Annotated in this window: 10 protein-coding genes; 7 read left to right on the top strand and 3 right to left on the bottom strand. The window is 64.8% G+C overall.

From position 1 onward, the window contains the following. Positions 1 to 322 precede the first annotated feature (322 nt). Positions 323 to 1537 carry an acyltransferase family protein gene (locus J7360_RS04115; RefSeq protein ID WP_057660029.1) on the bottom strand — a complete coding sequence of 405 codons (1215 nt, stop codon included), beginning with the start codon at positions 1535 to 1537 and terminating at the stop codon, positions 323 to 325. A 158-nt stretch (positions 1538 to 1695) separates the two neighbouring features. Here J7360_RS04115 and J7360_RS04110 point away from each other — a divergent pair, with 158 nt between their 5' ends. From J7360_RS04110 to J7360_RS04085, 6 genes are all read left to right on the top strand, one after another. After that, a complete protein-coding gene (locus J7360_RS04110; RefSeq protein ID WP_057660026.1) occupies positions 1696 to 2643 on the top strand; it encodes a LytTR family DNA-binding domain-containing protein in 948 nt (315 codons plus the stop codon). A gap of 248 nt (positions 2644 to 2891) precedes the next feature. Then, a protein-coding gene (prfB, locus tag J7360_RS04105) for a peptide chain release factor 2 (RefSeq protein WP_099050317.1) occupies positions 2892 to 4017 on the top strand; the annotation gives its coding sequence in 2 pieces (ribosomal slippage) (positions 2892 to 2966 and positions 2968 to 4017; 1125 coding nt in all). A gap of 218 nt (positions 4018 to 4235) precedes the next feature. Then, the gene (gene lysS / locus J7360_RS04100) at positions 4236 to 5753 is read left to right on the top strand and encodes a lysine--tRNA ligase (protein ID WP_057660024.1); all 1518 of its coding nucleotides are present in this window, start codon (positions 4236 to 4238) and stop codon (positions 5751 to 5753) included. 141 nt (positions 5754 to 5894) lie between these two features. After that, on the top strand, positions 5895 to 7031 hold the full coding sequence (locus J7360_RS04095; protein WP_209033321.1) for a two-component system response regulator: 1137 nt from the start codon (positions 5895 to 5897) through the stop codon (positions 7029 to 7031). A 1-nt stretch (position 7032) separates the two neighbouring features. Beyond that, the gene (locus J7360_RS04090; protein ID WP_209033319.1) at positions 7033 to 7662 is read left to right on the top strand and encodes an RpfH protein; all 630 of its coding nucleotides are present in this window, start codon (positions 7033 to 7035) and stop codon (positions 7660 to 7662) included. 7 nt (positions 7663 to 7669) lie between these two features. Continuing rightward, positions 7670 to 9850 carry an ATP-binding protein gene (locus tag J7360_RS04085; protein WP_209033317.1) on the top strand — a complete coding sequence of 727 codons (2181 nt, stop codon included), beginning with the start codon at positions 7670 to 7672 and terminating at the stop codon, positions 9848 to 9850. A gap of 12 nt (positions 9851 to 9862) precedes the next feature. Here J7360_RS04085 and J7360_RS04080 read toward each other — a convergent pair whose 3' ends face one another. Together J7360_RS04080 and J7360_RS04075 are read right to left on the bottom strand one after the other, a co-directional pair. Further along, complete coding sequence (locus J7360_RS04080) at positions 9863 to 10732, bottom strand: crotonase/enoyl-CoA hydratase family protein (protein ID WP_003486308.1); 870 nt, start codon at positions 10730 to 10732, stop codon at positions 9863 to 9865. A gap of 175 nt (positions 10733 to 10907) precedes the next feature. After that, entirely contained in the window at positions 10908 to 12590 is a 1683-nt protein-coding gene (locus tag J7360_RS04075) for a long-chain fatty acid--CoA ligase (protein WP_088409456.1), read from the bottom strand. Between the two features lie 97 nt (positions 12591 to 12687). Here J7360_RS04075 and J7360_RS04070 point away from each other — a divergent pair, with 97 nt between their 5' ends. Beyond that, entirely contained in the window at positions 12688 to 13137 is a 450-nt protein-coding gene (locus J7360_RS04070) for a hypothetical protein (protein WP_057660018.1), read from the top strand. Positions 13138 to 13481: the final 344 nt, after the last annotated feature.

Raw genomic sequence — 13481 nt, 5'->3', positions numbered from 1 at the left:
CGGTCTTGGCGCCCCGAGGTTTGCGACAGTCGCACTTGGCATCATCTCGATGGACATCAGTTGGTGGGCTGCTGAAAGCGCTCGCTCGGCCCAAGTTGAGGGCAGATCAGCCATCGGCCCACTCGCCTCGAGCGCGCCTGATGCCGGCCACGGGATCGGCGAAGCGGCAATCGGGCGAGCAGTACGGCGGCGCGCGCAGGGCGGGGCACATGGTGGTTCCGAACGCATGCCGACGCGCAGCTTGGACTGCGCCAGATGGCGCGTCCAAGGATGGTCCGCCCAATGAATCGCACGTTGCAGGCAGCGTGCGTCCGCAAGATTGTTACGACGCAACTGCCGTAACACCGACCTGGCGGTTCACCGCCTGCGTGCGTCCACGCAAGCCGAACAACGGCCGCAACCAGCGCACCCGCCGAATCACGTACTCATGCAGCGCCAGGCAGCTGATCACAGTGGCCGCGATCACCAGCGCCGGTTCCAGCCAGGCGTTCAACTGCAACGGCATCAACCAGTACAGCGCCACGATGATCAGGCTCTGATGCAGGATGTACCAGGGAAACACCGCTTCGGTGCAATAAGGCAGCCAGCGGAACGGCCGGTTCAAACGCTGCTTGGCCCAGCCCAGCAGGGTCAGCAGCGCCAGCCAGGTATAGGCCGCGCGTGCGGTGTGTTCCAGGTTTTCCCATGGCAGCGCGGCCAGTGCCGGCGGCAGCTGCGCGGGCTGCACGTGCATGCCCAGAAAACGAATGCCCAACTCGGTGGCGATGGCCAGCACCGCAGCGACCAGGGTGAGCCAGCGCAGTTGTACGGCCAACTGCCAGAAGCGCTCGCTGCGTGCCAACAGATAGCCCAAGAGAAAGAGCGGGAACGATTCGGCATGCACGAACCAGTCGCCGACCAACGCATGGGTCGGCGGATGCCGCGGTATCACCCACATCACGCAGAACGCCTCCCACAGGATCGGCAACATCAGCAGGGCCGGCACCACCATTGCGGCGGGCAGCGGCGGTAGGGCTGGCAGCCGCGCCAGCCTGGCCAGCGACACCAGCGCCATCAGGGCCACGGTGTAGGGCAGCAGGTAGGCCAGGTACCACAGGTGATTCCAGGTGATGCCGTGTTCCCAACCATCGAAACTGCCGGCCGGCCACGGGCGCACCTGCCAGTAGCGCAGCAGGAAGCTGCCGAACCCGGTGGCGACCTTGCCGTTGCTCACGCCCTGGCAGTAGGCCTGCACCGCCACCACCACGAACATGCCGAACAGCAAGGGCGGCAGCAACCGCCCGCAGCGACGCAACGCGAAGCGCCACGGCGCGGCTTGCGGCTGCGACAACCCGATCGCGATGCCGGAGATCATGAACAGCAACGGCATTCGCCACCGGTTGAGCACGATCATCGGCCACTGCAGCCACTCGGCCATGTGCACGCTCATGAGGTGGAACCCCCAGTCGGCCACATAGGCCATGCCCACGTGGTAGAGGATCAGCAGGGCGAAGGCGAAAACGCGCAAGGCATCGATATCGTGGCGGCGCTCGGTCATGGTCGGTGGCTGGTGAAGGAATGGAGGCATCCTGCCCGCGACCCCGCTCCAGCAGTGGTGTCAGGGGTGGAAAGCCCGGCCCACAGTGACCAGTTGCGCCCACCCAGGGACGAACAGGGCGGCAGGGAGGGCGGTTTCGCCTTGTAGCGCAGGCCTCTATGATCGGCAGCTGCCAACTGCGGACGTGTGCAATGCAATCGATCGGGACGCGCCCGCCAATCATCCACGACAATGCCGGCCGCGCTGCGACACGCTGGGCGGTGGTGATCTGGTCGCTGGTGTTCTATGTGAGCGCGCTGGGCAACGTCTGGACCGCCTGGCTTGCCGCGCGCCGCGATGGCCAGCCCATCGTGGTGTGGCAGGTGCTGAGCTGGGAGCTGAGCAGCGCCACCGCCGCGCTGCTGCTGTTGCCGGCGGTGGTGTGGCTCTGCGCACGCTGGCCGTTGCATGCCGATGTCTGGGTGCGACGCCTGCCGGCGTATGTGATGGCTGCACTGGGCTGGTGGCTGCTGCATGTCGCCGGCATGGTGATGCTGCGCATGCTGGTCTATGCCCTGGCCGGCGCACACTACGACTTCGGCGGCTGGCTGCAGTGGGTCTACGAGCTGTCCAAGGACCTGCGTACCTTTGCGCTGCTGGTGGCGGTGCAGCACGCACTGGCCTGGTACGCACGGCGCCGTCAGGGCGAGGCGCACCTGCTCGCCGCACCTGACGAAGGCCCGCCAGTGGAGCCGCTGGATCGCCCGGAGCGTTTTCTGGTGCGCAAGCTGGGGCGCGATTTCCTGGTCGCTACCGCCGATATCGAGTGGATCCAGGCCTCGGGCAACTACGTCAACCTGCATGTGCGCGGCCACGATTACCCGTTGCGCAGCACCATGGCGGCGATCGAGGCGAAGCTGGACCCAGCCGTGTTCGTGCGCATCCACCGCAGCTATCTGGTCAATCTGGGGCAGGTGCAGGCGATCGAGCCGTCCGACTCCGGCGACGCGCGCGTGCATCTGCGCGATGCCAGCGTGCTGCCGTGCAGTCGCAGCCACCTGGCCGGCTTGCGTTCCCATGCCGGGCAGGGCGCCGCTGCGCCGAGACCTGACGCACTGGTGGCATAACCCCCACTGCTGGATGCCTGGGGTGACCAGCCCCGGTCCCAAATTCGTCCCTGGCCCATGCGCCGCCAGGTCGCAGCTGCTGCGATACCGACACGCGATGGCGGCCGCCGGCCGAGCCTGCGGTCGCGCGCGGCAGCCAGGAGCCTGGAGTGTCGCAGGTGTCCCAGCACGCGCGGCCGCAGTTTCATCGCGTTCCGCCGCCGCCGCCCGCTTGCTAAACTAGCCCGCTTGTTTGCCGGAAGTCCGTCATGATCGAAACCAATCCGATCCGCCAGCGCATCACCGATCTCAACGATCGCGTGCTCTCGCTCAGGGGGTATCTTTGACTACGACGCCAAGAAAGAGCGTCTAGAGGAAGTCAGCCGGGAGCTCGAGAGTCCGGACGTGTGGAACGACGCCGAACGCGCGCAGGCCCTGGGCCGCGAGCGTTCGATGCTGGAAAAGACCGTGATCGGCATTGCCGATGTGCTGTCGGGCCTGGCCGATGCGGGCGACCTGCTGGAGCTGGCCGAGAGCGAACAGGACGAAGACACTGCGGTGGCGGTGATCGCCGATCTGGACAACTACCAGGCGCATGTCGAAAAGCTGGAGTTCCAGCGCATGTTCTCCGGCCAGATGGACAGCGCCAACGCGTTCGTCGACATCCAGGCTGGCGCCGGCGGCACCGAGGCGCAGGACTGGGCCGAAATCCTGCTGCGCATGTATCTGCGCTGGGCCGAGTCGCGCGGCTGGAAAACCGAGTTGATGGAAGTCTCCGGTGGCGAAGTGGCGGGCATCAAGTCGGCCACCGTGCGCATCGAGGGCGAATACGCCTACGGCTGGCTGAAGACCGAGATCGGCGTGCATCGGCTGGTGCGCAAATCGCCGTTCGACTCGGACAACCGCCGGCATACCAGCTTCACCTCGGTGTTCGTGTCGCCGGAAGTGGACGACAACATCGAGATCGACATCAATCCGGCCGACCTGCGGACCGACGTGTATCGCTCGTCCGGTGCCGGTGGTCAGCACGTCAACAAGACCGAATCGGCGGTGCGTATCACGCACATCCCGACCAATACCGTGGTCGCCTGCCAGACCGGCCGCAGCCAGCACCAGAACCGCGACAACGCGATGAAAATGCTGGCCGCCAAGTTGTACGAGCTGGAAGTGCAGAAGCGCAACGCCGAGAAGGATGCCTTGGAAGCGACCAAGTCCGACATCGGCTGGGGCAGCCAGATCCGCAATTACGTGCTCGACCAGAGCCGCATCAAGGATCTGCGCACCGGCATCGAGCGCAGCGATACACAGAAGGTGCTGGACGGCGACCTGGACGAATTCGTCGAGGCCAGCCTGAAGGCCGGTCTGGCAGCGGGCTCCAAACGCCTGGATGCCTGACCGCCGCGCCAGGTCGCTGTCACGACGGCATCGGCATCCTGGCGCAGCGCCGCAGCGCCGCAGCGTCTGTGACGCGGCGGTGGTCGTGCACTGCGGCTTTCGGGTAACCCGGTAACCGCCTGCCTTCGTCACATCCTCGTTGTAATAAGCGTGCCGGCGCCGCCGGTTCCTCGTTCCCACCGGGCACCCGCCCGACCCACAGCAGACCGATCCCCGCCATGACCGAGCAGACCCCCGCGCCGCAGATCCCCGCCGACGAGAACAGCCTCATCGCCGAGCGCCGCGCGAAACTGGGCGCGTTGCGCGGGCAGGGCATCGCCTACCCGAACGACTTCGTGCGCGAACACTTCGCCGGCGACCTGCAGGCAGAATTCGCCGACGCCGACACCTGGACCCCGGAAGCGCTGGAAGCCAGCGGGCGCACGGTCAGGATGGCCGGCCGCCTGATGGCCAAGCGGGTGATGGGCAAGGCCAGCTTTGCGCAGATCCAGGACGAATCCGGGCGTGTGCAGCTGTTCCTGCAGGGCAATGTGCTCGGCGATGCCTATACCGCGTTCAAGGGCTGGGATGTGGGCGACATCGTGGCGGTGGAGGGGGGGCTCACCCGCACCAAGACCGGCGAGCTGTCGGTCAAGGCCAGCGCGCTGCGCCTGCTGACCAAGTCGCTGCGCCCGTTGCCGGACAAGTGGCACGGCCTGTCGGATGTTGAGCAGCGTTATCGCCAGCGTTATGTCGACCTGATCGTGACACCGGAAGCGCGCGAGGTCTTCATCAAGCGCTCCAAGATCATCCGCGCCATGCGCGCCTGGCTGGACGCTCGCCGCTTCCTGGAAGTGGAAACGCCGATGATGCATTACATTCCCGGCGGCGCCACGGCCAAGCCATTCACCACCCACCACAATGCGCTGGACCTGGACCTGTACCTGCGCGTCGCCCCAGAGCTGTATCTCAAGCGTCTGGTGGTCGGTGGCCTGGAGCGCGTCTACGAGATCAACCGCAATTTCCGCAACGAAGGCGTGTCGACCCGGCACAACCCCGAGTTCACCATGCTCGAGCTCTACGAGGCTTATGCCACGTATCACCAGATCATGGACCTGACCGAGCAGGTGATCCGCGACACCGCGCAGTCGGTGTTGGGCACCACGCAGGTAAGCTGGGACGGTGCCGACATCGATTTGGCGCCGGCTTTCCGGCGCTGGCGCATGGATGAGGCCGTTCGTCACCACAATCCGGAGATCAGCGCGGCCGACTGCACCGACCGCGAGGCGCTGCTGCGTCATTGCGAGCGGCTCAAGATCCGCGTGAAGCCGTCTTACGGCTGGGGCAAGCTGCTGCTGGAGATTTTCGAGGCGACCGTGGAGCACACCCTGGTGCAGCCGACCTTCATCACCGACCACCCGGTCGAAGTGTCGCCGCTGGCGCGTTCCAGCGACACCGAGCCGGGTTACACCGACCGCTTCGAGCTGTTCATCAACGGTAAGGAGCTGGCCAACGGCTTCTCCGAGCTCAACGACCCCGAAGACCAGGCCGCGCGTTTCCAGGCGCAGGTGCATGCCAAGGACGGCGGCGACGACGAAGCGATGCATTTCGATGCCGATTACATCCGTGCCTTGGAGTACGGCATGGCGCCGACCGGCGGCTTGGGCATCGGTATCGATCGTCTGGTGATGCTGCTGACCGGCAGCACCTCGATCCGCGATGTCCTGCTGTTCCCGTATATGCGTCCGGAAGCCTGATTTTTTTGTGCCGGCGGTGTGCCGACGGCACAGATACTGCATATGCTAGGGCGGAGCCCCGAACAGCGTATCGTTTGGGGATAGTCGGCGCAGGGGCCGGCGTCATCGCTTTTCCGTTCTCGAGATAGAGGAGCAACGGCTATGCAGGATGTTTTAGGGGGTCCGGGCGGCGCATTGTCGACGGATACATGGGGAAGCTGGGCGGAAAAGGCGGATCTGGGATTGAACATCGTCATTGTCGATGACCAGATGTCCGCTCGGACGATGCTGCGCCATGTCATCGAGGACATCGCGCCGGAGCTGAAGGTTTACGACTTCGGCGATCCGCTCGACGCCTTGGCCTGGTGCGAAGCCGGGCGCGTGGACCTGTTGCTGCTGGACTACCGCATGCCCGGCATGGACGGTCTGGAATTCGCGCGTCGGCTGCGCCGGCTGCCCAGCCACCGCGATATTCCGATCATCCTGATCACCATCGTGGGCGACGAACAGATTCGTCAGGCGGCGCTGGAAGCCGGCGTGATCGACTTCCTGGTCAAGCCGATCCGTCCGCGCGAGTTGCGGGCGCGCTGCTCCAACCTGCTGCAGCTGCGCCAGCAGAGCGAAAGCGTCAAGCAACGCACGTTGTCGCTGGAGCAGCGCCTGCTGGCCAGCATGAACGAGGTCGAAGAGCGCGAGCGCGAAACCCTGTCGCGGCTTGCGCGCGCGATCGAGTATCGCGATTCGGGCACCAGCGCGTTCCTGGAGCGCATGTCGCACGTGGCCGGCCTGATCGCCGAGCAACTGGGGCTGTCGGAAGAGGAGGTGCGCATCATCGAGATGGCCGCACCGCTGCACGACATGGGCAAGATCGCCATTCCCGATTCGGTGCTGCTCAAGCCCGGCAAGCTTACCGATGACGAAATGAGCGTGATGCGGCGCCATCCGCGCATCGGCTACGAGCTGCTCAGCGGCAGCCAGAACCGTTTCATCCAGGTCGGCGCGTTGATTGCGCTGCGTCACCACGAACGTTATGACGGCACCGGTTATCCGGATGGCCTGGTCGGTGAGGCGATTCCGCTGGAAGCGCGCATCGTGGCGGTGGCCGACGTGTTCGATGCGCTGCTGTCGCCGCGCCCGTACAAGGAGGCCTGGACCATGGACGCCGCGCTGGCCTATCTGTATGCCCAACGTGGCCGCTTGTTCGACCCGCGCTGCGTGGATGCTTTGTTGCGCGGCCGCGCGCAGTTGGAGCAGATCTGTGGCGAGTTCTCCACCGCATCGGCGCGACCCGGGGTGTGAGGTGAGGGCGGCGCTTGCCCAGCTGCGTCGGCGACTCGCACGGCGCCCCGACAGCGAGCACGGTCAGGCGTTGGTGCGCATCGTGATGCTCTGGCTGATCCTGGCCTACACGCTGGTCTGCGCCCCGCATTGGCAACTGAGCGATGGCCATCTGCAGCGATTGCTGTGCCTGGTCGCGATCGGGCACGGTGGGGCATTGCTGCTGTTTGCGTGGATCATTGCGAAGCCGCGGCCCTCGCACCTGCGCCGGACGCTCGGCATGCTGGCGGACTATGGCCTGCTCAGTCTGGCGATGACCTGGTTCGCCGCTCCGATGGCCTGCCTGTACGTGGTGGTGATGTGGGTCACGATCGGCAATGGCTTGCGCTTTGGCAGGCAGGCACTGCACACGGCGGTGGCCATGGCCATGCTCAGTTTCGGGGCGACGCTTACCAATAGCCCGTATTGGCAACAGCGGATCGAGCTCGGGATCGCCCTGTTGGCGGCGCTGGTGGTCATTCCTCTGTCGTTGTTGCGGCTGATGCAGGACAGTGCCGATGCCGCTGCGCGTATCGCCGCGTATGCCCATGGCGCCGATGCTGCAGGACCGCACGGCCCACTTTCATCCCCATCGAAGCGACCGCAGGTCTGAGGCGTCTATGAAGTCTCCATTGCCATGGTTGAAGCGGCGTCTTTCGGGGCGGGCGGATTCGGAACACGCGCAGAACCTGATCCGCATCATCATCACCACGTTGTTCATTTCCTACCTGGGGTGGCGCTACCACCACACCCATGGCGATACGCTGATGGCCACCTGGTTGATCCTGGTCGGCGAGCTGGTGGTGTCGCTGGGGCTGATGGTGGCGATCCTGCTGCGGCCGCACGTGTCGCACACGCGTCGCCTGATCGGCATGGTGCTCGACTACACCTGCACCGGCGCAATCATGGCAATCCAGGGCGAACCGGCGTCGCCGCTGTATGCGGTCTGCATGTGGGTGACCATCGGCAATGGCTTGCGCTACGGCAGTCCCTATCTGCGTGCCGCCACGGCGATGGCCAGCCTGAGTTTTCTCAGCGCCATCCTGATTTCGCCTTACTGGAAGGCCAATCCCTATCTGAGCTGGGGCTTGTTGCTGGGTTTGATCGCCGTGCCGCTGTACTTCGATTCGTTGTTGCGTGCGATGACGCGCGCAGTACGCGAGGCGCGGCATGCCAACCAGGCCAAGAGCCGCTTCCTGGCCAATATGAGTCACGAATTCCGCGCCCCGTTGAATGGGTTGTCGGGCATGACAGAAGTGCTGGCCACCACGCGTCTGGATGCAGAGCAGAAGGAATGCCTGAATACCATCCAGGCTTCGGCGCGCAGCCTGCTGTCGCTGGTGGAAGAAGTGCTCGATATTTCGGCGATCGAGGCGGGCAAGATCCGTATCGATCGCCGCGATTTCTCACTGCGCGAGATGATCGGCTCGGTCAACATGATTCTGCAGCCGCAGGCCAAAACGCGCGGACTGGATTACGGCACCGAGGTCGCCACCGATGTGCCGGACCTGCTCAAGGGCGACACCGGACATCTGCGCCAGGTGTTGCTCAACCTGCTGGGCAATGCGGTCAAGTTCACCGAGCACGGGCATGTGCTGCTGCGGGTCGCGCGGCTCTCCGGCAATGGTGCCGACACGGTGCGGCTGCGTTTCGATGTCGAGGACAGCGGTATCGGCGTGCCGATGGACATGCGTCCCCGTCTGTTCGAGGCGTTCGAGCAGGCGGACGTGGGTTTGTCGCGCCGCTATGAAGGCACTGGCCTGGGCACCACGATCGCCAAGGGCCTGGTCGAGGCCATGGGCGGCGCGATTGGCTTTGCGCCCAATCCATCCGGCGGCAGCGTGTTCTGGTTCGAGTTGCCGCTGGAGATCGGCGTGTTGGACGCGGCAACGCCGGCTCGCTCGCCGGTCGGGGCGCTGCTGGAGACTCCCGACGAGCTGGAAGCCTCCAACGTCATCGCCTTTTCCAACCCGTTCCTGCGTCACCGCGCGCGCGTGCGCAGCATGCGCATGCTGGTGGCCGACGACCATGAAGCCAATCGCATGGTGTTGCAGCGATTGCTGGAGAAGGCAGGGCATAAGGTGACGTGCGTCAACGGCGCCGAGCAGGTGCTGGACGTGATGGCCGACGAAGATTTCGATGCGGTGATCGTGGATCTGCACATGCCGGGCATGAGCGGCCTGGACATGCTCAAGCAGTTGCGCGTGATGCAGGCCAGCGGCATACGCTACACCCCGGTGGTGGTGCTCAGTGCCGACGTGACGCCAGAAGCGATCCGCGCTTGCGAACAAGCTGGCGCACGCGCGTTCCTGGCCAAGCCCGTCGTGGCCGCCAAGCTGCTCGATACGCTGGCCGAACTTGCCGTGAGCACCCGTGCGCTGGCAACGCCGGCGCCGGTGGTGCAGGCATCGACCAGTTTCGAGGGCGTGCTCGATGCCAGCGTGCTGGACGAACTCGCTGCGTTGGGCATGGGCGAAGAATTCGAACGGCAGTTCGTCCGGCAATGTCTGGATGATGCGCACAACTGCGTGGGCGCGATCGAGCGCGATGGCACGCGCTCGGATTGGGAACAACTGCGCGAAAGCGCCCACGCGTTGCGCGGCGTTGCCAGCAATCTGGGGCTGGCCCAGCTGGCCGGCAGCGGCGGTGAGCTGATGCGCATGGCCGATTGGCAGCTGCAGGCCGAGTGGCGACAGCGGCTGTCGGCGTTGCGCGAACAGCTGCAAACCGGAAAGGATGCACTCGCCGCGCGCGTACAAGGCGCCAACGACGACGAGCGCTCCCCCCGGAGTAGCGAATAGCCCGCCGACGCATCAGCCGGCGTCGAGCCCTGAGCGGCGCGATTGCGCGCGGACCAGACGGTCCATGGTGCGTAATGACTTTTCGCCCAACTGCATTGCCGTATCGACCCAGATTTCGGTGATGCGCATCATTTCCTCCAGCGGTACCGCCGTGGTCATTTCGCGAACCTGCTGCATCGCCGCCCAGGCATGCGGTGTGCGCTTGCTTTCGCGGATCACTTGTTCGACGGCCGCCACGCCCTGACCGCGCGGCACGACGCGATCGACCAGGCCCATGCCGAGCAACTCCTCGGCGGAGTACAGATTGCCTTCGAGCATGATTTTTTGCGCCAGTTGCGCACTGACGCGCTGGCACATGAAAGAGTAGGCGCCCATCCCCGGGAACAGGTCGAACAGCACCTCGGGCAATCCCATCATTACGCCTTCCTCGGCGACGATGGTGTGGCAACTCAATGCCGCTTCGAAACCGCCGCCGAGCGCGTTGCCCTGCACCAGGGCGATGCTGTGCGCGCGCGCACCGAGGCCGACATGGAATGCGTGCACACCGCGTACACAGCGTTGGGCGTAATCAAGCAGTCGAGCACGGTCGCCTTCGCGAATGAGTTGGCAGAACAAGGCCAGATCGCCGCCCAGGTTGAACACGTCGCTGTCGGATGCCAGCACCACGTGCGGGGCCAGCACGCCGGCGTTGTTCAGTCGTTGACCAAGGTTGCTCTGGTAGCCGGTGATGTCGTCGACCAGGCGCGTCGAAAAGCAGGCACGCCCCGGGTTGACGGCGAGGTCGGCATGCATATGGATCCAGTACACGTCACGCTGCGGTTCTTCAACGATGCGTAGGGTCGAGCCGATGTTGGTGCGAATGAAGGGTTGAACTGCAGACATGGTGGTTCTCCGTGATGACCGTCCGGCCGGCCGCCTTTCGGACGGAGATGAGGTTGAACGCGTGAGCGTGCGCCGACATCGGATTCTATGCGTGCAAAAGCGAACGCCCGCAAGGCCTTGCGGCGTTGCGGGCGTCAAAGAAGGCTGAACGCCTTCGGCTGCGGCATAAGCGGTATTACGCCTTCGGCGCGTCTCGTAGCTCGCGGCGCAGGATCTTGCCGACATTGGTCTTGGGCAATTCCTTGCGGAATTCGATCACGCGCGGCTGCTTGTAGCCGGTGAGGTTGGCACGGCAGTGCGCCTTCACAGCGTCGGCCGTCAGGGCAGGGTCCTTCTTCACGATGACCGCCTTGACGATCTCACCGGACTTGTCATCCGGCACGCCGACGGCTGCCACTTCCAGCACGCCGGGCATTTCGGCGATCACGTCCTCGATCTCGTTGGGGTACACGTTGAAGCCGGACACCAGAATCATGTCCTTCTTGCGATCGACGATGTAGACGAAGCCCTGTGCGTCCATGCGCGCGATGTCGCCGGTATGCAGCCAGCCTTCGGCGTCCATGACCTTGGCGGTTTCCTCGGGTTTCTTCCAGTAGCCCTTCATGACCTGCGGGCCCCTGATGCACAGCTCGCCAATCTCGCCCAGTGGCAGTTCCGCGCCGGCGTCGTCCTTGATGCAGGCATCGGTGGACGGAATCGGCAGGCCGATCGAACCGTTGTAGTCCTTCAGGTCCATCGGGTTGATGCATGCGGCCGGCGAGGTTTCGGTCAGGCCGTAGGCTTCGACCAAGGTCAGGCCGGTGACCTTCTTCCAGCGCTCGGCGACCGAGCGCTGGACGGCCATGCCGCCGCCAAGGGTCATCTTGAGCGAGGAGAAATCCACCTGATCAAATCCGGGCGTATTGAGCAGCCCGTTGAACAGCGTGTTGACGCCGGTGAAGGCGGTGAAGCGGGTCTTTTTCAGCTCCTTGACGAAGCCCGGCATGTCGCGCGGGTTGCTGATCAGGTGATTGCAGCCGCCGATCTTCATGAAGACCAGGCCGTTCGCGGTCAATGCGAAGATGTGGTACAGCGGCAGCGCGGTGATCACCACTTCGTTGCCTTCTTCCAGCTTGCCGGTGCCTGCCAGCCACTGGTGCGCCTGCTGCATGTTGGCGACCAGATTGCGGTGGGTCAGCATGGCGCCCTTGGCCACGCCGGTGGTGCCGCCGGTGTACTGCAGGAAGGCGATGTCGTCGGGTTCGATCTGCAGCGTCGGCACGTGGTGCTTGCGGCCCAGCGCCAGCGCCTCGCGGAAGCGAATCGCGCCGTTGATGCGGTAATCGGGCACCAGCTTCTTGACGTACTTGACCACGAAGTTGAGCAGCGCCGCCTTCGGGAAGCCCAGCATGTCGCCCAGGCCGGTGGTGATGACTTGCTTGACCGGCGTGTCGGCGATGACCTGCTGCACGGTGGTGCCGAAGTTGTCGATGACCACCAGCACGCTGGCGCCGGAGTCGATCAACTGATGCTTGAGTTCGCGCGGGGTGTACAGCGGATTGACGTTGACCACGGTCAGGCCGGCACGCAGCACGCCGAAGGTCGCAATGGGGTATTGCAGGCAGTTGGGCATCATCAGGGCGACGCGGTCGCCTTTCTTCAACTGCAACTCGCCAAGCAGGTAAGCGGCGAATTGCTCGACCAGCTGATCCGCCTCGCGGTAGGTGATGGTCTTGCCGAAGCTGTGGTACGCAGGCCGGTCGGCGAAGCGTTTCACGGAGGTGGCAAACACCTCGGCCACCGTGCGGAACTGCTCAAGATCGATTTCGGCGGCAACGCCGGCCGGATAACTTTGCAACCAAGGACGTGCCTGATTCATCTGCCCCCCTCCAGGGTGTTCTCGACGCGCCGCAGTGTGTTCCACGGCGTTACAACAGCTGGCAGCATACCGTCATGCATGGAAAAGGCGAAGCGTGATGCAGAGCAGCATTCAAGGGCAGAGGCGCGCGGTGTGGGTAGGGTTTTGCATGCTGGTCTTGCTCGGCTGCACACGTGCCGCGCCGGAACAACGTCTGCGCGCCACGCTGGAGCAGATGCATCAGGCGATCGAAGCACGCGAGATCGGCGATGCGATGGCGCCGGTGGCGGAGGATTTTGTTGGCGAAAACGGGCTGGACGCCGCCGGGTTACGGCGCTTGATGCGCGTGCAGATGCTGGGCAACCAACAGATCGGCGTGACCATGGGACCGGTCGACGTGGCGCTCGCCGGTGATACCGCCACGGTGCGCTTCGCGGCGTTGTTGACGGGCGGCAGTGGGCGCTGGGTGCCCGATCAGGCGCAGACCTATCAAGTCACCACCGGTTGGCGATTGCAGGGCAGCGACTGGCAGCTGTATCACGCGCAATGGGTGCCGGCAGCGCATTGAACGCGCCGATGCAGTGGGGCGCGGCTGGTCGTGTGGTACGGCCGACTCCTGGTGCCGGTGCATGGATGGGGCGCGTGGGGCATCCGGTCCAAGGGCGGGTCGCCCGGTAATGCCAGTGCGTGGCGCTGAGCTTGGAGGTGGCCGATCCGGCTGGCCTCCGTTAGATGGATAGTTCAACGGTGTCGCCGCCTTCTTCTCGGCCAAACAGTTCGGCGGTGAGATCGATGTCCGTGGTGCGCCGATGGCATAGGGCAACACCAACGGCGGTAGGCCATGCGCACGTGCTGACCGCGGCGTGATCGCCGTTTTCACAAGGCCTGGAACGCCACTCCCGCCGAGCGGCG

This window comes from Xanthomonas sp. D-99, assembly GCF_017746145.1.
In the GTDB taxonomy this organism is placed as follows: Bacteria; Pseudomonadota; Gammaproteobacteria; order Xanthomonadales; family Xanthomonadaceae; genus Xanthomonas; species Xanthomonas cissicola.
This window is presented reverse-complemented; position numbering and strand designations above follow the sequence as displayed.

Excerpts from the sequence above, each read along its gene's own strand:
- J7360_RS04115 (WP_057660029.1), bottom strand. The coding sequence starts at position 1,537 with ATGACCGAGCGCCGCCACGATATCGATGCCTTGCGCGTTTTCGCCTTC.
- J7360_RS04110 (WP_057660026.1), top strand. The coding sequence starts at position 1,696 with ATGATCGGCAGCTGCCAACTGCGGACGTGTGCAATGCAATCGATCGGG.
- lysS (WP_057660024.1), top strand. The coding sequence starts at position 4,236 with ATGACCGAGCAGACCCCCGCGCCGCAGATCCCCGCCGACGAGAACAGC.
- J7360_RS04095 (WP_209033321.1), top strand. The coding sequence starts at position 5,895 with ATGCAGGATGTTTTAGGGGGTCCGGGCGGCGCATTGTCGACGGATACA.
- J7360_RS04085 (WP_209033317.1), top strand. The coding sequence starts at position 7,670 with ATGAAGTCTCCATTGCCATGGTTGAAGCGGCGTCTTTCGGGGCGGGCG.
- J7360_RS04080 (WP_003486308.1), bottom strand. The coding sequence starts at position 10,732 with ATGTCTGCAGTTCAACCCTTCATTCGCACCAACATCGGCTCGACCCTA.
- J7360_RS04075 (WP_088409456.1), bottom strand. The coding sequence starts at position 12,590 with ATGAATCAGGCACGTCCTTGGTTGCAAAGTTATCCGGCCGGCGTTGCC.
- J7360_RS04070 (WP_057660018.1), top strand. The coding sequence starts at position 12,688 with ATGCAGAGCAGCATTCAAGGGCAGAGGCGCGCGGTGTGGGTAGGGTTT.